This is a genomic window from Paractinoplanes aksuensis, assembly GCF_024137025.1.
GTDB lineage: Bacteria > Actinomycetota > Actinomycetes > Mycobacteriales > Micromonosporaceae > Actinoplanes > Actinoplanes aksuensis.
In genome coordinates, this window is record NZ_JAMYJR010000050.1 from 53,054 (window position 1) to 74,675 (window position 21,622).

General features: G+C 69.2%; 17 protein-coding genes. 9 read left to right on the forward strand and 8 right to left on the reverse strand.

Annotated features, from left to right (window positions below; all coding sequences use genetic code 11):
* Window positions 1-10 precede the first annotated feature (10 nt).
* Window positions 11-403 carry a DUF6188 family protein gene (locus M1L60_RS39870; RefSeq protein ID WP_253242780.1) on the reverse strand — a complete coding sequence of 131 codons (393 nt, stop codon included), beginning with the start codon at window positions 401-403 and terminating at the stop codon, window positions 11-13.
* Between the two features lie 289 nt (window positions 404-692).
* On the opposite strand from M1L60_RS39870, the gene M1L60_RS39875 reads away from it, so the two are divergent.
* A complete protein-coding gene (locus tag M1L60_RS39875) occupies window positions 693-2,669 on the forward strand; it encodes a bifunctional copper resistance protein CopD/cytochrome c oxidase assembly protein (protein WP_253242781.1) in 1,977 nt (658 codons plus the stop codon).
* A gap of 230 nt (window positions 2,670-2,899) precedes the next feature.
* Window positions 2,900-3,412: a hypothetical protein gene (locus M1L60_RS39880; protein WP_253242782.1), complete on the forward strand. Its 513-nt coding sequence runs from the start codon at window positions 2,900-2,902 to the stop codon at window positions 3,410-3,412.
* Window positions 3,413-3,445: 33 nt separating this feature from the next.
* Here M1L60_RS39880 and M1L60_RS39885 read toward each other — a convergent pair whose 3' ends face one another.
* Window positions 3,446-6,397: a 3-keto-alpha-glucoside-1,2-lyase-like domain-containing protein gene (locus tag M1L60_RS39885; protein ID WP_253242783.1), complete on the reverse strand. Its 2,952-nt coding sequence runs from the start codon at window positions 6,395-6,397 to the stop codon at window positions 3,446-3,448.
* 216 nt (window positions 6,398-6,613) lie between these two features.
* Entirely contained in the window at window positions 6,614-8,566 is a 1,953-nt protein-coding gene (locus M1L60_RS39895; protein WP_438862205.1) for a LysM peptidoglycan-binding domain-containing protein, read from the reverse strand.
* 177 nt (window positions 8,567-8,743) lie between these two features.
* On the opposite strand from M1L60_RS39895, the gene M1L60_RS39900 reads away from it, so the two are divergent.
* From M1L60_RS39900 to M1L60_RS39920, 5 genes are read left to right on the forward strand one after another with little or no spacing between them, the layout of a single operon-like run.
* Window positions 8,744-9,736: a metal ABC transporter substrate-binding protein gene (locus M1L60_RS39900; RefSeq protein ID WP_253242784.1), complete on the forward strand. Its 993-nt coding sequence runs from the start codon at window positions 8,744-8,746 to the stop codon at window positions 9,734-9,736.
* A gap of 1 nt (window position 9,737) precedes the next feature.
* On the forward strand, window positions 9,738-10,487 hold the full coding sequence (locus M1L60_RS39905) for a metal ABC transporter ATP-binding protein (protein ID WP_253242785.1): 750 nt from the start codon (window positions 9,738-9,740) through the stop codon (window positions 10,485-10,487).
* A complete protein-coding gene (locus M1L60_RS39910) occupies window positions 10,484-11,320 on the forward strand; it encodes a metal ABC transporter permease (RefSeq protein ID WP_253242786.1) in 837 nt (278 codons plus the stop codon). Before M1L60_RS39905 ends, M1L60_RS39910 begins: the two co-directional genes overlap by 4 nt.
* Window positions 11,317-12,138: a metal ABC transporter permease gene (locus tag M1L60_RS39915; protein ID WP_253242787.1), complete on the forward strand. Its 822-nt coding sequence runs from the start codon at window positions 11,317-11,319 to the stop codon at window positions 12,136-12,138. Before M1L60_RS39910 ends, M1L60_RS39915 begins: the two co-directional genes overlap by 4 nt.
* Window positions 12,087-12,428, forward strand: a complete 342-nt coding sequence (locus tag M1L60_RS39920) for an ArsR/SmtB family transcription factor (protein ID WP_253242788.1) — start codon at window positions 12,087-12,089, stop codon at window positions 12,426-12,428. Before M1L60_RS39915 ends, M1L60_RS39920 begins: the two co-directional genes overlap by 52 nt.
* Here M1L60_RS39920 and M1L60_RS39925 read toward each other — a convergent pair.
* The 5 genes from M1L60_RS39925 to M1L60_RS39945 are packed head-to-tail and all read right to left on the reverse strand — an operon-like array spanning window position 12,422 to window position 17,210.
* Window positions 12,422-13,393: an aldo/keto reductase gene (locus tag M1L60_RS39925; RefSeq protein WP_253242789.1), complete on the reverse strand. Its 972-nt coding sequence runs from the start codon at window positions 13,391-13,393 to the stop codon at window positions 12,422-12,424. The two genes, M1L60_RS39920 and M1L60_RS39925, sit on opposite strands and share 7 nt — an antisense overlap.
* A gap of 4 nt (window positions 13,394-13,397) precedes the next feature.
* Entirely contained in the window at window positions 13,398-14,180 is a 783-nt protein-coding gene (locus tag M1L60_RS48090) for a DNA-formamidopyrimidine glycosylase family protein (RefSeq protein WP_253242790.1), read from the reverse strand.
* A 15-nt stretch (window positions 14,181-14,195) separates the two neighbouring features.
* A complete protein-coding gene (locus M1L60_RS39935) occupies window positions 14,196-15,566 on the reverse strand; it encodes a cellulase family glycosylhydrolase (protein WP_253242791.1) in 1,371 nt (456 codons plus the stop codon).
* A 56-nt stretch (window positions 15,567-15,622) separates the two neighbouring features.
* Window positions 15,623-16,366, reverse strand: a complete 744-nt coding sequence (locus tag M1L60_RS39940; RefSeq protein WP_253242792.1) for an esterase family protein — start codon at window positions 16,364-16,366, stop codon at window positions 15,623-15,625.
* Window positions 16,367-16,406: 40 nt separating this feature from the next.
* Complete coding sequence (locus M1L60_RS39945; RefSeq protein ID WP_253242793.1) at window positions 16,407-17,210, reverse strand: AfsR/SARP family transcriptional regulator; 804 nt, start codon at window positions 17,208-17,210, stop codon at window positions 16,407-16,409.
* Window positions 17,211-17,547: 337 nt separating this feature from the next.
* Between M1L60_RS39945 and M1L60_RS39950 the strand changes: the two genes are divergently transcribed.
* Window positions 17,548-19,665, forward strand: coding sequence for a transglycosylase domain-containing protein (locus M1L60_RS39950; RefSeq protein ID WP_253242794.1), 2,118 nt, complete (start codon window positions 17,548-17,550; stop codon window positions 19,663-19,665).
* A gap of 104 nt (window positions 19,666-19,769) precedes the next feature.
* Window positions 19,770-21,545: an alpha-amylase family glycosyl hydrolase gene (locus tag M1L60_RS39955; protein WP_253242795.1), complete on the forward strand. Its 1,776-nt coding sequence runs from the start codon at window positions 19,770-19,772 to the stop codon at window positions 21,543-21,545.
* Window positions 21,546-21,622: the final 77 nt, after the last annotated feature.

Here is a 21,622-nt window from a genome sequence, read left to right on the forward strand (position 1 = left end):
CTCCTGCGGGTTACTGCTCTTCGCGGCGGATGACGACCTTGGACGGGGTTTCGGTCCAGGCCGCCACTTCGCCGCCCGGCAGGCATACGACCAGGCAGCCGTCCTCGCCGGCCACCGCCCAGGATTCGGAGTCGTCGTCGGGGCCGACGGCCAGGCTCGATCCACTCTCGAAGCCGAGCGCGAGCTCGCCGCTGTCGCGTACTTCAGCCGTCCGCACCACATCGCTGAGCAGCGTGCCGAGCTCGTCCGAGGGCTGGTCGCCGGGCTCGACCGCGGCGAACCCGGCGGGTCCGTTCAGCCGGGCCGCGGTCTCGATGACCACCCGGGTGCCGCCCGAGAAACCCAGCACGAGTGCGGTCCCGAGCTGCACGTAGTCCAGCCTCTGCCCGGCGAGCAGACCCACCGCTCCGGCTCCCTGCGGACATCGTCCCGCGACTGCGGCTGGCACCATGACTTACCTCGATCAGCTCGTATCGATCAGCGACCGCAGGAACGTAACGCGCACTTTCATAAAGGATCCTTAAAGGCTCCGAAAAGGCGCCGGAAAATCGATCATCAACAGTAAACAATACTTCCCATTCAACGTCACCCGCTACCGATAGTCGTTAATCGATTAGCGGCTATCGACCGGCGCGGGAGTGATCTGTCCCGGCCCGGGGAACTTCGGCACCCGCCGCGGCGACTGATGCACCGTGCGCAGAAGTCTGATCAGTGCCGGTGCAGCAGCGGTTGTCGCCCTCGTGGCGGCGTTACGGTTCGGCGGGGCGGTCGACGGCACGGTGCTGCCGGGCATCCCGAGCCCCGGCCCGGTCACCGAGTGGGCGCTGCCGGTGCTCACGATGGTGGCCACCGTCCTCGGCGTGCTCACCGTCGGACTCACCGCGACCGCGGCCTTCCTGCTCCCCGGCGACGGCCGCAGCGTCGCCGCGCACGGCTGGGTCCTGCTGCGCCGCACCACCTGGCTGGCCCTGCTGTGGGCCGCAACCTCGGCCGCGCTCGTCGTCTTCACCGTCTCGGACGTGCTGGGCCTACCCGTCGAGCGCCTCGGCCGATCCTCGATAGTGAGCTTCGCGTTCTCGGTCTCGCAGGGCCAGTCCCTCATGTGGCAGGTCGGCCTGGCCCTGGCCGTGGCGATCGCCTCCCGGGCCGGCCTGTCGCGCGGCACGGCGGCCGTGACGGCCGGACTCGCCCTGGCCGCCGTCCTGCCGCCCACGTTCACCGGTCATTCCGCGGGCGCCGGCAATCACCAGCTCGCGGTGAGCAGCCTGGCCCTGCACGTGCTCGCGGCCTCGCTCTGGGTCGGCGGCCTGGCCGGCCTCCTTCTCGTACGCCGCCACCGCCGTTTCGCGGAGACGGCCGCCCGCTACAGCCGCCTCGCCCTGGCCTGTTTCGCCGCGACCGCGATCAGCGGCCTGGTCAACGCCGGCGTGCGGCTGGGGGACTGGCCGGCCCTCTGGTCCTCCCGGTACGGGGCGCTGGTGCTGCTCAAAGTGCTCGCCCTGCTCGCCGTCGGCGCGATCGGCGCCGCCCACCGCGCCCGCACGCTGCCCGCTTTGAGATCGGGCACCCCCTGGGCTTTCGTACGTCTGGCCGCCGGCGAACTGATCGTCCTGAGCGCTGCCGTCGGACTGTCGGTCGCCCTCTCCCGCAGCCCGACGCCGGTGCCCGAGACCGCGGTCGAACCCGACCCGCTCGTCGAGTTGCTCGGCTTCGACCAGCCCGGCCCGCCCACCGCCGTACGCATGCTCGCCGACCCACTGCCCGACATGTTCTTCCTGACCGTGGTCGCCGCCGGAATCCTGGCCTACCTGGCGGGCGTCCGCCGTATGCGCCGCGCGGGCCACCCGTGGCCGGTGAGCCGCACCGCCTCGTGGATCGGCGGCCTGCTGCTGCTCGGCGCGATCACGGGCCTGGGCGTGGCGCGGTACGCGTACGTCCTGTTCAGCGCCCACATGGTGCAGCACATGGTGTTGTCGATGGTCGTGCCGATCCTGCTGGTCGGCGGCGCCCCCGTCACCCTGGCCCTGCGCACCTTGCGGCGCCCGGCCGACCCCCAGGTGCGCGGCGCCCGCGAATGGCTGCTGCTGATTCTGCACAGTCGCGTGATGCGCCTCCTGAGCCATCCGCTGGTCGCCCTCGGCATCTACGTGGCCAGCCTCTACGGCCTCTACATGGGCGGTCTGCTCGGCACCCTGATGCGCTACCACCTGGGCCATCTGGCCATGCTGGTGCACTTCGTGCTGGCCGGCTACCTGCTCTTCTGGGTGCTCATCGGGATCGACCCCGGCCGCCGGCGCGTCCACCCGGCCCTGCTGGTGATCGTGCACTTCCTGGCCATGGTGGCTCACGCCTTCTTCGGCTTCGTGCTGCTCCAGTCGACCACGGTGATCGCCGACGACTGGTACACCGCCGCCCACCCGCCCTGGGCCGCCTCCCCGTTGGACGACCAGCACCTGGGGGCCGGCCTGGCCTGGGCCTTCGGCGAGCTCCCGGCGGCCGCCATCCTGCTCCTGCTCGTACGCCAGTGGATCCGCTCCGACGAGCGCGAACAGTCCCGCCTGGATCGAGCCGCCGATCGGGCCGAAGCCACCGGCGAGGAGGACGACCTGTCCCGCTACAACGCCTTCCTCGCGGCCGCCGACGCCGACTCGGGCGCCGATCGCCGCTGATCCGCCGGGCCCCGCCTTCCCGCGGTGTGCGGGCGGGAGTACGGTGAGTCACAGGTGTGCCGGGAAGTCTGGTCGGCGGTCATTCTCCGTGTCCGACCGAAGGGTTCCCCGCGATGACCGATCTCGCGTTGCGCACTGCCGGCCTCACCAAGCCGTACGGCGGTTCGCTCTCGACCCCTCGAAGCCGGCCCGAGCCTACTCCACGGGCAACCGGCAGAAGGTGGCTGGCCGTGAACCCCGCGATCCGGGCGCTGTTCGGCGCCCCGATCGGTCTCGACACCGCCGGTGGCTTCACCGTGTGGCGGGTCGGAACCGTCACCGCGGTCCTGCTCGGCGCCCGGGCGATCCTGGCCACAACCCGGATCACCCGCGGCGAGGAGGACGCGGGCCGATGGGACCTGCTGCTGTCCGGCCGCCTGCCGGCCCCGGCCGTCCTGCTCCGTCACCTGGCCTCCGTGATGGCGGTTGCGGCCGCCACGGCGACTGCCGTCACAGCGGCGTTGGTGCTGTCCGGCACCGAACCGGCCGGCGCGATGGTGCACGGTGCGCACGCGCGCCCCACCGCCCGGGCCGGCCTGGGTGAGGGAAAGTCTTGGCTTCGTCCACGGCGCGGAAGCCGGACCACCCGACCGGCACGGGTTTCCGCAGCTTCCGCTGCAATCAGAGAAGCGCCGACCACGACGCTGCCGTTACGTGAATCCCCGACCGTCCCAGCGCAAGCAAAAGTCCGCCCGGCGACTTGAGATGCTGTCGCCGGGCGGATTCGCTTCAGCTGATTACGCGGGCTCGATCCAGATGTTGCGGTATTGGACCTTGTTGCCGTGGTCCTGGAGGCGGATGGAGCCGGTGGCGGGGCCCTCGGGGATGTTGCCGCCGGTGCCGTTCGGGATTTCCACGTTGTTGTGGACTACCCGGCCGTTCCAGTTCAGGGTTACGCGGGCGTTTTCCGTCTTGGTGCCGGCTTCGTTGTAGCGGGCGGCCCGGAAGGTGATGTCGTACGTCTGCCAGGTTTCCGGGGCCTTGGCCATGTTCACGTCCGGCGCTTTCACCGTGTAGATGGCTCCGGCCTCGTTGTTGGCCAGTGTCGTGTCGCCGAAGGAGTCCAGGATCTGGATTTCGTACCGCTCCTGCTGGTAGACGCCGCTGTTGCCTCGGTTCTGGCCTGTCACGTCGTCCGGCAGCAGCGGGACCTTGAACTCCACGTGCAGCTTGTAGTCGCCGAAGGCTTGCTTTGTGCGCAGGTCGCCGCAGCAGACTTCGATGGCGTTTCCGGCGACTGCGGGCCACTGGGGCCTGCGGCCGTCGGTGTGTTGCCACTCGTCCAGGCCCTTGCCGTCGAACAGGGTGATGCGCTTGCTGGGCTTGCGGACGCTGATCAGGTCGAGGTTGACGTGGCCGCTGTCCAGGGCGTCGACCCGGTACTGCAGGTTGTTCACGCCCTTCTTCAGGGTCAGGGTCTCGGTCACCGTGGCCCATTCGTCCCAGGTCACCGTGGAGGGCAGGGACGTCTGCTTCACCTTTTTGCCGTTGACGTGGATGCTCACCGTCTTCGTGCCGCTGAACGGGTTGGGGCCGTTCGAGTAGCGCAGGCCGACCTCGTACTCACCTGCCTTGTCGACGGTGACGTGGCTGGTGGTGGCGGCGTTCAGGTTGCCCAGGCCGGCTACGAAGCCGACGCCGGAGAAGCCTCGGTGGTCGGTGGCCAGGGTCGCGCTGCCTTCGCGGTTGCCTTCCTCGGCCTCGTAGAACACCTCCTGGGTCTTCGGGCCGGGCTTCTCGTTCATCGTGTACCAGGCTTCGGTGCTCCACAGCGTCTCGCCGTCCTTGGCGGCGAACGGGCGGGGCGAGCGCAGGTGCACCACGCGGTCGCGGCGCAGGCCGGGAACCGTGAGGGTGACCGTCTTCTTGTCGCTCGAGACCTTGGCTGCGGTGGGGGTCAGCGTCTCTTTGTCGACCTCGGGGCCGCCGTACTGGGGGGTCGGCACGTAGCGCCACTGCTCCAACGCGTACGCGGAAGGCAGTTTCGCGATGGTCTCGTCGGAGAGGGGCTTGGTGTATTCAATCTTGAAGCCGGTCTCGGTGGCCTTCATGGTCTTCATGTCGAAGACCTGCTTGCCGTTGGGGGTGAGCTTCTGCAGGCCGAAGCGGAGCTTGCCGTCCTGGCCCCAGTTGCCTTCGTGGCCGAGACCGCCGAGGTAGATGGCGCCGTCGGGACCGAGCGCGACCCGGTTGATTCCTGCTTCGAGGCCTTGCGTGTGGCGGAAGACCGCGCCCTGCTCCTGGCCGTTGACCGTCTCGAGCGCGGCGCGCTGCAGGCCGCCGTAGGTGACGTCGCCGATGACGAGCTGGCCCTGGAACGGGCCCGACTTGAGCAGCACGGGGGTGCTGGGGGAGTTGGCGATCTGGTTCTGCGGGAGCCACAGCACCGGACGGGTAACGGGCTGGGCGTCGTACGTGCCGTCGGGGTTGGTGTAGTGGTTGTAGAACGCGCCTTCGGAGATCTTCAGCAGCTTCGAGGAGGGCAGCCAGCCGCCCTGGTTGTCGGTGACGTAGAGGTCGCCGTTGTTGCCCCAGCCGAGGCCGTTGGGGGTGCGCAGGCCGCCCGCGACCGTGGTCACGTCGCCGGTCTTGCGGTTGACCACGATGCTGGTGCCGCGGCCGCCGACTGGCTGCGGGTCGGTGGTGGCGCCGCCCTGGTTGATCGAGACCGACAGGTTGATGTAGAAGTTGCCGTTTTTGTAGAGCAGGCCGAACGCGAACTCGTGGAAGTTGCCGCCGAACGGCCACACGGCCACGGTGCGGCGGGTGTCGAGCACGTCGTCCTTGTTGGTGTCGCGCAGCTCGGTCAGTTCGTGCTTCTGCGACACGTAGATCGAGCCGTCGACGACGGCGATGCCCATCGGCTCCTTCAGGTCGCCGGCGAGCTTCTTGTACGTCACCTTGTCCGGCCCGGTGCTGCCGGAGGTGCCCGAGACCAGGTAGACCTCGCCGGCCACCTTGTTCGAGCCGCCCCACGTGCTGATGACCATCTTGCCGTCGGGCCGCCAGGCGATGCCGGTGACCTGCGGTTCGAAGCCCGGCGGGCGCAGGTTGGTCAGGGTGTAACCGGGGTTGACCGCGGTCAGCGGCAGCCCGTCGCCGGGGGCGTCGGAGCCGGCGACGCATTCCTTGGTGCCGGGGGCGGTCACCCGCACGACGCCGGCGTCGGTGCTGAGCGCGCTGGTCGGCACCACGGTGAAGTCGCCCTGGCCGGGCGGGCGCCACGACAGGGTGAGTCGCTGGCCGCCGTCGCGGTCGAAGTGCTCGACGCGCAGCGGGTGCACGCCGGCCGACAGCTCGACCGTGCCCTCCTTGGGCGGTTCGACGTCGTGCGTCCCGTCGTGGTCGACGACCAGTTTGTCGTCGATGAACAGCTTGGAGCCGTCGTCGCTGACGAGGCGGAAGGTGTACTCACCGGCGGTGGGGGCGGTGAGGTTGGCGATCGCGTGGGTGACGAAGCGGTCGGTCAGCCCGAACTGCTCCGTGGTCGACCAGTCCACGGTGGGCATGAGCTTGTCCACATTGGGGGTCTGGCCGGGTTTGAGCTCGCAGACGCGGCTCAGCGGCAGGCCGATGTCGTAGGTCCGGAGCGTGACGCCCGGCTCCTGCGGCGGGTCGGCCGCGTAGGCCGGCGCGGCGGCGAGACCCGAGGTGGTGACAAGTAGGACGGCCAGCAAGAGACGTTTCATCGCGCTCCCCGGTTACCGGTTCTATTCAACGTTGTGAACATCCTGGGGCAGTCGCGTCGACACGTCTAGATCTTTCGATGAAAAAGCCTGAACTTTTGAATCCCGAAGCGAAAGTCGAGGCTTTTTAGAGCGAAACTTGGGAACCGCCCGCTTTGTGGGGGTCCGGACATGACAAAGAGGACGCCGTGCGGCGTCCTCTTTGTCGCGAGCGGTGGGTCAGGCGGCCGGCAGGATCAGCACCTGGCCGGGAATGATGCGGTCGGGGTTGGTCAGGATGGCGCGGTTCAGAGCGAAGATCTCGGGCCAGCGGTTGGCGTCGCCCAGTTTCTGCCGGGCGATGCCGCTCAGGGTGTCTCCGCGCTGGACGGTGTGCAGGCGCGGGATGTCGCCGACCGGCCGGCGCGGCGGCAGCACGAGGACCTGGCCCGGGAAGATGCGGTCGGGGTCGCGGATCAGGGCCTGGTTCAGCGCGTAGATCTGCGGCCAGCGGTTGCCGTCGCCGAGCTCGGCCTCGGCGATACCGAACAGGGTGTCGCCCGCCTGCACGGTGTGGGTGGCCGGGGTGACCGCGCCGGGCAGCACCTTGGCCAGGCGCAGGATGTCGGCCAGCTCGAACTTCCCGGGCTTGGCCGACGGCAGGGAGGGCGCCCAGCCGGGCTGGGCCAGGATCGAGTCGGGGCTGCGGCGGACGAGTCCGATCAGGACCTCGGCGATCAGCGTGCTGCCGACCGGGCCGAGGTGGTTGCCGCCGCCGAGCACCTTGGCCTCGGCCAGCACGTAGTACCAGAGCGGCGTACGGAATTGGAACCCGCCCGCTTCGAGCGCGAGCCGCTGCTCGTCGCCGCCGGCGGCGAGGATCTCGTCCTTGGTCAGGGCCTGGACGCCGATGTGCTCGGCCACGGCCTGGCCGGTGGGCAGGCGCAGCCGGTAGCCGCGCAGCAGGTTGCGGACGGCGAGCCGGGCCGCCAGATCGGGCTGCTCCGGTTGGCCGGTGAGGTCACGCAGGGCGAACAGGGCCTTGAACTGGTTGTTCTTGAACGCGGCGAGGCTGGGGTCGAGCAGGCGGGCCCGGCCGACGCCCGGGTCGTCGCCGATGATGTTCTCCCACTCGATGATCCAGTTGTCGGGGAGCGTGTCGTTGCCGCCGAGGCTGTCGCTGAGCGCGGTGAAGGTGAACAGCAGCTCGAGGGTGGCCGGGATGCCGCCGTTGAGGTTGAAGTTCTCGTTGAAGTTGTAGGCGGCGCGGACCATCGAGTGGCCGAAGCGGTAGCCGGCGACCGAGAACTCGAGCGGCATGAACGACGGCTCGCTCAGCGGGTCGAACCACTGGTTGCCGTTGGCCACGATGTCGTTGACGACGGCCGGGTCGGCGACGCGGGTCAGGAAGTCGTGGATCACCACGTGCTGGTAGTGCTGGCGCAGCACCCGGCGGGCCTCGGTGAAGGTCAGGCCCTGGTCGACCAGCGCGTTGTGGGCGCGCAGGAAGGCCGTGTGGAGCTGGCCGATGATGGTGTTCTCGTCGTTGCGCGGGTCACCGATGACGGCGGCGCGGTCGTGCTCGATGTTGCCCGGGTTCGGGCCCTCGCGGGGCAGGTCGTGGAAGTCGTCGCCCTTCTTGCTCTCCGGGCGCTTGGTCGGGCGGGTGTTCGAGCCGAGCGAGGTCACCTTGCCGACCAGCATCTTGTTGCCGTCAGCGGGGTCGCGCGGCGCGGGCAGGCCGTAGACGCTGTCGAGGTCGAGCACGGGCGTGCGCTGGTTGAGCAGCGCGTTGCGGATGGCCGCCACGTTGAGCGGGGTCATGGCCGGGTCGAGCAGCTGGGCCATGGTGGCCGAGCCCTGGCCCTGCTGGATCTCGAGCGTGATGTCGTGGTCGACGAACTGCCCGAAGTACGTGTACGCGGCCGGGATGTCGCTGTCCTCGCCGACCGCGTCCGTGTCGACCATCGCGTTGCCGAGGTCTTTCAGCAGCGCGGGCGTGTTGGCCGCCTGGGGCAGCAGATTGGCCTCGTCGTCCTGCAGACCCGGGAACAAGAAGTCGAAGCTGTGGCCCTCGACCTGCCTTACTAATGAGAAAGCCGCGGCACTTGTGGTGGCGGCTTCGGCGAGACTCCGTCCGGCGGTCTCGAGATCGTTCTGCGTGATCGGTTGTCCGTGTCCGAGACGCGGCATGGTCACTTCCCCCTGTGACGTGATGACAAACGGCAGCGGTCACGTTAAGTAGTCATAGGGGAGGAGTCAGGCAGGAAACCGACACTGACGGATCGCGTGCACTTATCGTCATCTCGCCATTAGACGATTAATTTTGAAAACGATTATCGTTCTGCCCCATCAGCGATGGGAGCAGAAATGAAGCACCGCAGTTTCCTGATCGCGGCTCTGGCCACGACCGCCACCGTTCTCGCGGGGTGCGGATCCGGTGACAGCGACGGCGGGGCCGCCGCCGCGACTTCGGGTCCGCAGCCGCTCGCGGTGGTCGCGACCACCCCCGAGGTCGCCGATTTCGTGCGCAACATCGGCGGTGCCGACGTCGCCGTGACCCAGATCATCAAACCCAATGTCGACCCGCACGACTTCGAGCCGACGCCGGCCGACATCCAGGCGATCAGCCAGGCCAAGGTCGTCGTCAAGAACGGGGTCGGGCTCGAGGAATGGCTCGACCGCACGATCGAGGCGTCCGGCTTCAAGGGCGCGGTGGTCGATTCCAGTCAGGGCGTCGCCCTGCGCGAGGGCGGGCACGAACACGAAGGCGAAGAGGAGCACGCCGAAGAGGAAGAGCACGCGGAGGAAGACGGGCACGAGCACGACCCGCACATCTGGCACAACCCGAAGAACGCCAAGACCATGGTGACGAACATCGAAAAAGGACTGGCCGCGGCCGATCCGTCGCGCGCGGACGCTTTTGCCAAGAACCTCACCACGTACGGCGCCGAATTGGACAAGCTCGATGCCGAGAACGAGGCCGCTTTCGCCAAGCTGCCCGCGGGCGACCGGAAACTGGTCACCAATCACGATGCGTTCGGGTACTACGTCGACCGGTACAAGCTGGAATTCGTCGGCTCGGTGATCCCCAGCCTCGACACGTCGGCCGAACTGTCGGCCAAGCAGCTCAGCGACCTGGTCGCGAAGATCAAGGCGACCGGCACCAAGGCGATCTTCACCGAGAGCTCGCTGCCGCCCAAGAGCGCCGAGGCGATCGCTCAGCAGGCCGGGGTCAAGGTCGTCGGCGGTGAGGACGCGCTGTTCGGCGACAGCCTGGGCGCACCGGGTACGCCGGAGGGCACCTACCTCGGGGCCGAGCGCCACAACACCGAGGTCATCGTGTCGGCGCTGGGCGGCTGAGTTGCCCGCGCTGCGCTACGCCGGGGTGAGCGTCGGCTACGACCGTACGCCGGTGCTCACCCACGTCGACCTCGAGCTGGACCCCGGGCAGCGGCTGATCCTGGTCGGGCCCAACGGCGCCGGCAAGTCCACGCTGATCAAGTCGGTGCTGGGACTCGCGCCGGTGCTGGCGGGCGAGGCGACGGTGCTGGGGGAGAGCCCGGCGGCGGCGCGCGGCCGGGCCGGGTACGTGCCGCAGATCGACACGCTCGACGCGGACTTCCCGGTCAGCGTGCGGCAGGTGGTGATGATGGGCCGCTACCGCAGCATCGGGTGGTGGCGGCCGGCCCGCGCGGCCGACCGGCGGGCGGTGGCCGACGCGCTGGAGCTGGTCGGGCTGGCCGATCGGGCCGGGCACCGGTTCGGCACGTTGTCGGGCGGTCAGCGCCAGCGGGTGCTGCTGGCCCGCGCGATCGCCGCCGAGCCCCGGCTGCTGCTGCTCGACGAGCCGTTCAACGGCGTCGACGCGGTGAGCCAGGAGGCGATCATCGCTGTGCTGCGGGAGCTCGCGGCGGGCGGCACCGCGCTGGTGCTCAGCACGCACGACTTGACCGTGGCCCGCGAGCTGGCCGACCTGGTCTGCCTGATCAACGGGCGGCAGTGGGCGGTGGGAACTCCGGGCGAGACGCTGACGGCCGGGAAACTGCGGTCGGCGTACGGCGGTCATACCGTAGACCTGCCTGACGGTCACACAATGCTGGTCGAGCCGTGATCGAACCGTTCACCCTGCCGTTCATGGCCCGGGCCCTGGCCGAGATCGTGCTGCTGGCGCTGATCTGCGGGCCGGTCAGCGTGTTCGTGTTCGCCCGGCGGCTGTCCTTCACGTCGGACGCGCTGACCCACACGGTGTTCCCCGGTGTGGTGATCGGATTCATGGCCGGGCAGTTGTTCGCGGGCGCGCTCGTGGCCGCGATCGTCACGGCGGTGGCGCTGACCCTGCTGACCGCGGGCGGGCGGGTGTCGGACGACGCGGCCACGGCCGTGCTGCTGACCGCGATGTTCTCGATCGGCGTCGTGCTGGTGTCGCGCCGATCGTCGTACACCTCGGATCTGACCTCGTTCCTGTTCGGGCGCCTGCTGACCGTGACGCCGCGGCAGATCGCCGAGACGGCCGTGCTGGCCGTGGTGGTGCTGATCGCGCTGGCCATCGGCGCCCGGGCGTTGCTGTTCCGCACCTTCGACCCGGCGGGCGCGCAGGCCGCCGGCTACCGGGTGTTCTGGCTCGACCTGTGGCTGAATCTGATCGTCGCCCTGGTCGTGGTGGCCGCCGTCCGCGCGGTCGGCACGATCCTCGTGGTCGCTCTGCTGATCATCCCGGCCGCGGCGGCCCGGATGGTGTCCGACCGCCTGGCCGTCATGGTCGTGACCGGGACCGTGCTGGTCGTCGCCGCGGGGTATACCGGGCTGCTGGCCAGCTGGACCGCGTCGCTGCACTACGGCGTGGCGCTGACCTCGGCCTCCGCGGTCGTCCTGGTGCTGGTCGCGGTCTATCTCGTGCTGATTCCCGTCCGCATCCTGCGGACCGGCCCGGCGAGGCGCACATGAGCTGGTGGGATGACGCGCTGCACCGGGCGACGGCCGAGGTGATCCTCGCGGGCTGTCTGGCCGGCCTGGTCGGTGTCCACGTGGTGCTGCGGCGGTTGTCGTTCCTCACCATGGCGCTGACCCACGCGACGTTTCCCGGGGTGGTGGCCGCCTCCATCATCGGCGTGAACATCCTGCTCGGCGGCATCGTCGCGGGTGGCGTGGTGGCTCTGGGGGTCGCGGCCCTCAGCCGGCGCCGGGGTCAGGACGCCTCCGCGGCCACCGGGGTGTTGCTGTCGGCGGGGTTCGCGCTCGGTGCGGCTTTGGTCGCCACGCAGAGTGGATTCAGCCGGGACCTGTCGTCGTTCCTGGTCGGGTCGATCCTGACCGTGGGACCGCAGGACCTGCTGACGACGGCCGTGGTGCTGGTCGTCGTGGCCGCCGTGCTGCTGGTCAGTGCCCGCCCTCTGCAGCTGATCGGCTTCGACCGGGCCGGGGCCGAGGCGGCCGGGGTGCCGGTCGGCCGCTGGGACATCGTGCTGCTGCTGACCCTGGAGGTGGTCGTGGTCACGATGGTGCCCGCGGTCGGAACGATCCTGGCCGTCTCGCTGATCGTCGCGCCCGCCGCGGCAGCCCGGCTGTGGTCCGGCCGGGTGGTGCCCATGACGGTGCTGTCGGTGGTCTTCGCCGTGGGCAGCGGGCTGGCCGGCCTGTGGATCTCGAGCCGCTGGAACGTGGCCGCGGGCGCCTCGATCTCGCTGGTGGCGACCGCGATCCTGGCCGTCTCGTGGCCGGCGACCCGGATCCGCCCGCGCCCGGCCCGGCCGGCTACCACGTGAGCATCGACCCGCCGGCGCTGGACCGGGCGGTCACCGCGCTGCGCGGCATGGCCTACGAGCACCGGCTGCACATCCTGGTGCTGCTGCGCGCGGGCGAGACCACGCCGTCGGCGCTGGCCGCGGCCATCCCGGCCCACCCGACGGCGGTCTCGCACCACCTGCGCCACCTGGTCGATGCGGGTCTGATCCGCCGGCGCCGGGACGGCCGCCGCATGCTGTATTCGTTGCGCGGCGCGGCGGCCGCCCGGCTGATCGACGAAGTCCTGCGGTACACGGGATCCGCTCAGTAACCGGACGGCGGCCTCGGGGTGTAGTGCTCCTGCAGGGCGGCCGCCTCGTCGTCGGTCAGTTCCAGGTCGAGCGCGGCGGCGGCGTCGGTGAGGTGCTGGGTCCTGGTCGGGCCGACGATCGGCGCGTCGACCACCGGGTTGCGCAGCACCCAGGCCAGCGCCACCTGGGCCATCGGCACACCGCGGGCCTCGGCGACGCGGCGTACGGCATCGACGATGGGGTGGTTCTCCTCGGGGTCGTACCGGGCGTGCAGGGGGTCGACCTTGGCCCGCTGGGTGCCGCGCTCGTCCCACGGGCGGGCCAGGCGGCCCTTCGCGAGGGGGCTCCACGGGATCGAGCCCACGCCCTGGTCGGCCAGCAGGCCGAACATCTCGCGCTCCTCCTCGCGCTGGAGCAGGCTGTACTGGTTCTGCATCGACACGAACCTGGTCCAGCCGCCGAGGTCGGCCGCGTGCTGCAACTTCGCGAACTGCCAGGCCCACATCGACGAGGCGCCGATGTAGCGCGCCTTGCCCGCACGGACCACGTCGTGCAGGGCCTCCATCGTCTCCTCGACCGGCGTCTCGGGGTCGAAGCGGTGGATCTGATAGAGGTCGACGTAGTCGGTGCCGAGCCGGGCCAGCGACGCGTCGATGTTCTCGAGGATCGCCTTGCGGGACAGGCCGGAGCCGCCCGGGCCGTCGTGCATCTTGAAGAACACCTTGCTGGCCAGCACGATCGAGTCGCGGTCGGTGTACTTGCGCAGGGCCCGGCCGACGATCTCTTCCGAGGTGCCGCCGCTGTAGACGTTGGCCGTGTCCCAGAACGTGATGCCGAGTTCGAGCGCCTGCCGGAACAGCGGCTCGGCCGCCTCGTCGCCGAGCGACCACTGGTCGGCGCCCCGCTCGGACAGGCCGAAACTCATGCACCCGAGGGCGATCCGGCTGATCTTGAGACCCGAGCTGCCCAGTCGTGTGTATTCCATGTCTTCAACCTATGCCGGGCTGGCAGTGGGGGCACCACCAAGTCTCACGGTCGTACGGGCCGGGGCCGGCCGCCGTGAAGTCGATCGGGGCCGAACACCGGCGGCAGGGGCGGCGGTACCGCCCGTACACCCAGTGGGTCTGGCCCTTGCGCAGGTTGCCCGTGGTGCTCTGGGTGCCGTGGCGCAGGCCGAGGCGCATCATGCGGGCGATCACGTCGAGGACCTTGGGCACGTCGACGTCGGCGGCCGGGGCGTGCGGCCAGACGCCGGCGATGAACAGGCCTTCGACGGTCCACAGGTTGCCGATGCCGGCCACGTTGCGCTGGTCGAGCAGGGCCTCGCGGATGCGCCGGGCGGGGATCGCGGCGACGGCGGGCGCGGCGGCGGGCCAGTCGTCGGTCAGGATGTCGGGGCCGAGATGACCCACGGCGAGGTCTTCGCGGGCGGTGGGGAGCACTTGCAGGACCGGCATGGCGTGGGCGGCCAGGACGCCGGGCGGGCCGAAGTCGAACCAGGCGCCGACCCGGTCCGCGGCGGGACCGGGTCGCCAGCCGGCGCGGTGGATCCGCCACGCGCCCTGCATGCGCAGGTGGCTGTGCACGGACCGGCCGCTGGTGAAGCGCATCAGCAGGTGCTTGCCGACCGCCGCGACGGTCAGCAGCGTGTCGCCGTCGAACCGGGGTGGCACCTCGCCACCCCGGCGGAACCGGGCCGCGATCACGTCGCGGCCGGCGACCGAGGAGTTCAAGCGGGCGGCGAGCCGCCGAATCGAATCGCCCTCGGCCACCGGACCATCATGACCCTAGAAATCGTCCGCCGTACGGATCCGGTCGCGGATCCACACGCCGGCCTCCTTGAGGCGGCTGGTGCCCGAGTAGGCGCCGGCCGCGCACGTGCCCGTCGTGAAGACGGCGCCCGTACGGAAATCGTCGCTGAAGTTCCAGTTGACCCAGCTGACCTTGTTCTGGGCCATCAGGTCGAGGTAGCGCTGGGCCTGGCCGAAGTTGTTGCCGCCGTCGCCCGAGGCGGTCTGGGTGCCGAACTCGGTGACGAACATGGGCAGCTTGGCGATCGCGTCGCGGAACGTGTTCAGGTAGTAGTCGTCGTGCGAGGCCGCGTAGAAGTGGAACGTGTACATGATGTTCGACGCGTTGACCGGGTTGGCCAGGATCCGCGCGACGCCCTGACCGTCGCCCGAGGCGCCCAGCGACGACCAGTCCTCGGTGCCGACCAGCACGACGCCGTCCGGGTCCTGGGCCCGGATGACCGGGATGAGCTGGTCGGCGTACGACTTGATGGACGACCAGTGCACGTCGCTCGGCTCGTTGGCGATCTCGTACAGAATGTTGGTCTTGTTCTTGTGCCGGTTGGCGATCTCGGTGAAGAACGTCCTGGCCCGCGCGAGGTTGAAGTTGGGGTCACCCGGCGAGAGCATGTGCCAGTCGACGATCGCGTACATGCCGCGGGCGGTGGCCTTCTCGATGTAGTCGTGCACCTTGGCCGTGAAGCCGGCCGGGTCGGTCTCGTAGCCGCCCTCCTGGATGTACATCGAGATCCGCAGGACGTCGGCGTTCCACTCGTTGGCCAGTACGTTCAGGGACGCGTCGTTGACGCAGTTGGCGTACCACTGCAGGCCGTGCGTGCTCATGCCGCGCAGCTGGATCGGCTTGCCCTGGGCGTTGCACAGCTGCTTGCCGCAGACCCGCAGCTGGCCGTTCTTGGCAACCGGAGTGGTGCCGGCCGGGGGAGGTGTGGTTGTCGGCGGCGGGGTCGTCCCGCCCGTGCAGGATGCGCCGTTGAGGAGACAGGCGCTGGGGCTGCCGGGGCCGGAGCCGACGAAGCCGAACTTCACCGTGGCGCCCGGGGCGATTGTGCCGTTGTACTCACGGTTCCTGAAGGTATAACGCTGGCCGGACTGGGTGAGCAGGGAATCCCAGTACGAGCCGGCGCTGGTACCGGCCGGCAGCGTGAACTCGACCTGCCAGCCGTTGATGGCGGACGAGCCGCCGTTGGTGATGGTGTACTCGCCCTGCCAGCCCGAACCCCAGTCCGAGACCTTGGCGAACGAGGCGGTGGTGGCGGCGGCCGAGGCGGGGGAGACGGCGACCAGGGTCAGGCCGGCGGTGATGACCGCGGCGGCGAGGGCCAGTAAGAGGGAACGGGAGCGGCGCATTGACGTCCTCCACTATGTCGGGGAGGACGATTATTAATTAAGTTAACTAACGTTGTCTAGAGTAGATAGGCATCGATGTGCTTGGCCAGCTGGGCCCGCCACGACGGCCAGTCGTGCGGGGTGTCGGCGCCCCACAGGTCGTACTCGTGCCGGATGCCTTTGACCGCAAGCAGTTCGGCCATCCGCGGCGTCGACGCGAGCGCCCCGGTGGTGTCCTCCCACTGCCCCTGACCGCAGACCAGCAGGATCGACAACCGCTGCCGCAGCCAGTCGAGGTGCTCGCCGTGCAGGTGGGCCACGTAGTCGGCCGGATTGTTGAAATACACGGCGTCGCCGCGCTCACCCCAGCCGTTCCAGGTGCCCGGGTCGTAGTTGCCCGAGAAACACAGCGCGGCCGGGAACAGATCGGCCCGTTTGAAGGCGAAGTTCAAAGCGTGGTACGCACCCAGGGAGCAGCCGATGGTCGCGATCGCGGCCTCGTCGCCGCTGTCGTCGCGCACGTGCGGTACGACGCTCTCGAGGATCCAGGTCTCGTAACCCGCGTGCATCCGGGCCCTGTCCTCCAGCGGCAGGTGATGGGCCGACCACGTGCCCGCGTCGAACGAATCCACGCAGTACAACTTGAGCCGGCCGGCCTCGATCAGCGGCTGCACCGTGTCGACCATGCCGTTCGCGGCCCACTCCCAGGCGTTGCCGCCCTCGGTGGGGAAGACGATGAGCGGCCGACCGTAGTGGCCGTGGACGGCCACCGTTCCGCTCGCGCCGTTCGATGCTTCCAGCTGGACGGAGTAGTGCCGCATAGCCGACCAGTCTGCCGGACCCGGGTCGAGGCCGCAGAAGTCAGTGGACCCGGTTGCGGGGCCGGGAGGAGACTCGCCGCCGGCGCCGAGCCACCGCCGGAGCGGGCAGGAGGGTCGCCGCCGGCCCGTCCGGGTGCAGCAGCCGGTCGTACGCCGCCTGGAGCTCGGGGCCGGGGCCGATGCCCAGCTCGTCGTCGAGGCGGCGGCGCAACGCGCGGAACAGGTCGAACGCCTCGGCTTGGCGCCCGTCGGCGGCCAGGGCCAGCAGCAGGCGGGCCTGCAGCGCCTCGTCCAGCGGGTCCAGGCCGGCCGCGTGGCGCAGGGCCGGGATGACGGCTCGGGCCAGACCCGCCCGCAACGCCTGGTCGGCGGCGTCCCGGGCGGCGTGCGAGCGTTCCGACTCCAGGGCCACGAAAGCCGGCTGGCTGCCCGCCACCGGCTCCAGACCGGTCGCGCACCGGCCCTGCCACAGCGCCAGCGCGTCGGTGAACAGGCGGACCGCGCGGACCGGGTCGCCGGTCCGGCGGGCCCGGGTCACCAGGGAACGGAACCGCAGCAGGTCGAGCCGGTCGGCGCCGACCCGCAACTGGTAGCCGGCGGCCTGGCGGGTCAGGTAACGGCCGGTCGCGCGTACGGGAAGGTCCGGTTCGACCAGACGGCGCAGCGCCCCGATGCTGCGGTGCACGATGTTGACCGCGCTGGCCGGCGGGTCGTCCTCCCAGATCGTGTCGACCAGCTCGCTCAGACTGACCGTCGAACCGGCCCGGGCCAGCAGCAGCGCCAGCACGAGCCGCTGCTGCCGGCCGCCGAGGTCGAGCTCGGCCGGCCCGGACCGGATCTGCACCGGACCGAGAATCCTGAACTGTACGACCGTCACACCGAGCCTCCGATCTTGTGCCCCTTACGAGGCCAGACCGGCCGGTGAGCGGCGCTGTGACGCTTTTCGGTGTGACGTGCGCCGCGTCGTGCGCCGTCCTCGCAGCCAATTGCCAGGCGCTTCTGTCAGATTGACGGAGTGTGAGTTCGCTGGTGGTGGGTATCGGGGCCGGGTGGCCGCGGGCTCACAGCAAGATCACGTACGCTTTCGGCCGTTCCGTGCGCGCGTGGCGTACTGTGCCGAGTCGTTGTGCCGCTTTCCGGTTGAGAAGGGTGTTTGAAGATTCGTGACTGTGGGTGACCGGATGAACAAGCGATCGTTCGTCGGCAAGGCCGGGCTGCTGCTGACCTGCGGCCTGCTGACCGCCGTGGTGGTGTCGGCCGCCTCGTTCCCGGCTGTCGCGCTCGGCGGCCTGGTGGCCAAGGCCGGCGCCGAGACCTTCGCCGCGATGCCGAGCACGCTCGTGCAGCAGTCCGCCCCGCAGGTGACGCGGGTCTTCGCCAGCGACGGCAAGACGCCGCTGGCCGTCCTGTACGACGAGTTCCGCAGCGACGTGCCGATCAGCCAGATCTCGCAGAACATGCAGAACGCAATCGTCGCCGCCGAGGACCACAAGTTCTACGAGCACAACGGCGTCGACGTGAAGGGCATCGCCCGCGCGTTCGTCAACAACAGCCAGGGCGGCTCGCAGCAGGGCGCCTCGACGTTGACCATGCAGTACGTGCGGATGGCCCAGGCCTACGGCGCGAAGACCCCGCAAGAGGCGATCGACGCGACCAAGGACAGCCCCGAGCGCAAGGTCGCCGAGATGAAGTACGCGCTGCAGGTCGAGAAGGACCTCGACAAGAAAGAGATCCTGCGGCGCTACCTCAACCTCGCGCCCTACGGCAACGGCGCCTACGGCGTCTACGCCGGCAGCCAGGTCTACTTCAACAAGTCGCCCAAGAACCTGACCATCGCCGAGGCCGCGCTGCTGGCCGGCATGGTCAAGGCGCCCTCGGCCTTCGACCCGACCACCAAGACGGGTTACCCGCAGGCACTCGACCGGCGCAACTACATCATCGACAACATGGTCGCCCTCAAGCAGATCACCCAGGCCGAGGGCGACGCGGCCAAGAAGACCAAGCTGAAGCGGACGGCCAACCGGCCCGGCAACGGCTGCACCTCGGTGTCGGTCAACAACTGGGGCTTCTTCTGCGACTACTTCTACCGCTGGTGGATGGAGCAGAAGACCTTCGGGGCCAACGCGTACGAGCGGGAACGCCAGCTCAAGACCGGTGGCTACCGGGTCGTCACGTCGCTCGACATCAAGGCCCAGACCGCGGCCCGCAAAGAGATCACCAAGAAGATCGACGACGACAACAAGAACGCGGTCCTGATCGCCGGGATCGAACCGGGCACCGGCCACGTCAAGTCGCTGGCGGCCAACCGCAAGTTCAAACTCGACGACGGTACGAACCCCAAGAGCTCGAATCCGCAGGCGCGCAAGGCCGGGGCGCGGGCCTCGTACCCGAACACCACCAACCCGATCATCACCGGTGGCGGCGACATCAACGGCTACCAGGCCGGGTCGGTGTTCAAGATGTTCACCATGGTGGCCGCGCTCGAGAACGGCTACGACCTCGGCCACTCGATCACCTCCGGGTCGACGTACAAGTCGAGCTACCCGATCGCCCGCGGCGCCCCCGCGTCCTGCCCGGGCACCACGTTCTACTGCCCGAGCAACTCCTCGCCCAACGAGAAGGGCACGTTCAACATGTGGACCGGCTTCGGCCGGTCGGTCAACACGTACTTCGTGCCGCTGCAGGAACAGGTGGGCGCCGAGAAGGTCATCGACGTGGCCAAGCGGTTCGGCATGACGTTCCGCTCGTCCAACGAGCGGGAGCTGGTCGACACGCCTGAGGCGGCGCACAACTTCGGCGCGTTCACCCTGGGCGTGACCACGTCGACGCCGTTGGACATCGCCAATGCGTACGCCACCCTGGCCGGCGACGGCATGTTCTGCGCGCCCACCCCGATCAAGCAGATCACCGCCTCCGACGGTTCCAAGGTGAACGCGGGACAGCCGTCGTGCCGGCGGGTCACCGACGCCGACGTGGCCCGCAAGGCGCTCGACGCGGCGCGTTGCCCGGTCGGCGACCGCGCCCAGCTCGGGAACTGTGCGGGCTCAACCGAGCCGAATGCGCACCGCACGATCGACCACCCCGTGTTCGGCAAGACCGGCACCACCGACGCCGACAAGACGGCCTCGCTGGTGGTGGGGTCGCGCAGCATGGTCGTGGCGGGCTACATGGTCAACCCGGACTGGGCCGCCCACACCGACCGGATGCGCCACAACATCATCAACCCGGTCGTGTATCGCACCCTCGCCGACTACATGGAAGGCGCGGAGTACCAGGAGTTCAAGAAACCGGGCGAGTAAATCAGCCTTCAGTCCGGTCAGGGGCGGCGGCGGGGTGGTTGGACGGGAGTCGGATCTGGGATGCAGTCGGTGTTTCTTTCGCCGGCTGCACTTGGATGGGTGTCATGAGCTTCCGACACGCGTCCGATATCGATTTCGACCAGCTCACCGGCGGCCGGGTGTTTCACCCGTCGCCGGTGGCCTGGGAGGACGAAGTCCTCTACTTCCTGATGCTCGACCGCTTCGCCGACGGTGACGACACGACGCCGATGCTCACGGCCGAGGACCATGGCAATGCCTGGCGTACGGAAGAAAGCCGGCAACGCTGGCAGCAGGCCGGCACGGAATGGGCCGGAGGGACGCTGGCGGGGCTGCGGGGCAAACTCGGGTATCTGAGCCGACTCGGGATCACCGTCGTGTGGATCAGCCCGATCCTCAAACAGGTGCCGGGCGTGGACAGTTATCACGGCTACGCCACTCAGAACTTCCTCGAGGTCGACCCGCACTTCGGGGACGCGGCTGAGCTTCGGCGCCTGGTTTCCTCGGCCCACGAGATGGGGATCCGGGTCATTCTCGATGTGGTGCTCAACCATGCGGGCGACGTTTTCGCGTACGAGAACCCGGACGTTCGCTGGGACGGGCAGACGTACCCGGTTGCGGGGTTCCGGGACGCGGACGGGATGCCGACGCTGCCGTTCGGGCCGGTTGCTGGGGGCGCGGGGACGGACGTGGCGGTGTGGCCGGCCGAACTGCAGGAGCCGGGGACGTTCACGGCCGAGGGGCCGATCCGCGACTGGGACCGGTATCCGGAATACCTGCGCGGCGACTTCGAGGGGCTGAAGGACATCAGCCTCGGGTCGGGGCCGACCGACGGGTACCGGGCGTCGGCGGCGTTGCAGGCGCTGGTGCGGGTCTATCAGTACTGGATCGCGTTCGCTGATCTGGACGGGTTCCGGGTCGACACGGTGAAACACATGGATCCGGGGGCGGCCCGGTATTTCACGTCGGCGATTCATGAATTCGCGGAGTCGCTCGGGAAAGAGAACTTCTATCTGATCGCCGAGATCACGGGGTCGCGGGAATTCGCGTTCCGGACGCTGGGCGAGGTGGGGATGAACGCGGCGCTCGGGCTGGCCGAGGTCCAGGACCAGATGGAATGGCTGGTCAAGGGGTATCGGGACCCGCGCGAGTACTTCGGGTTGTTCCGGGACTCGCTGCAGGTCGGCAAGGACTCGCACACCTGGTTCCGCAATCGCGTGGTGACGGCGTTCGACGACCACGACCAGGTGCGGAAGGGCTCGCACAAGGCCCGGTTCGCGGCGGATCGGCTGGGGCGGAAGCTGGGGGTGGCGGCGGTTGCTCTCAACGCTCTGACGTTGGGGATTCCGTGCTTGTACTACGGCAGTGAGCAGGGCTTCGACGGCAGCGGGCCGGACGATCGGTACCTGCGGGAGGCGATGTTCGGGGGCTCGTTCGGGGCGTTCGGCAGCCGGGGGCGGCACTGTTTCGACGAGAGCAATCCGTTGTATGCGCAGGTGGCCGGCATTCTGGCTCTGCGGCGGCGGGTGCCGGGGCTGCGTCGGGGGCGTCAGTATCTGCGGCAGATCTCGGGTAACGGGGTGGATTTCGGTTACCCGTCGCTGGTGGGTGGGGAGATGCGGTCGGTGGTGGCCTGGTCCCGGTTGTTCGCGGGGACCGAGGTTCTGGTGGCCATCAATACTGATCCGGACAATGCCCGTACTGCTTGGGTGACTGTTGATTCCTCGCTGCATGCTGCGGGGTCGAAGTTGTCCTGTCTGTTCAGTTCATCGGGTGATGGTTCTGGAGTTACCGTCGAGGCGCGTAACGGGCGGGCTGTGCTGGTGACTGTTCCTGCTGGTGGGGTTGTGGTTTTTATCTGATTCTTGCGGTGGGACGGGTGGGGCCGAGGGTGGCCATGCTGGGCTGTGGAGCAGTTATGCCCTGCATGGCCACCCTC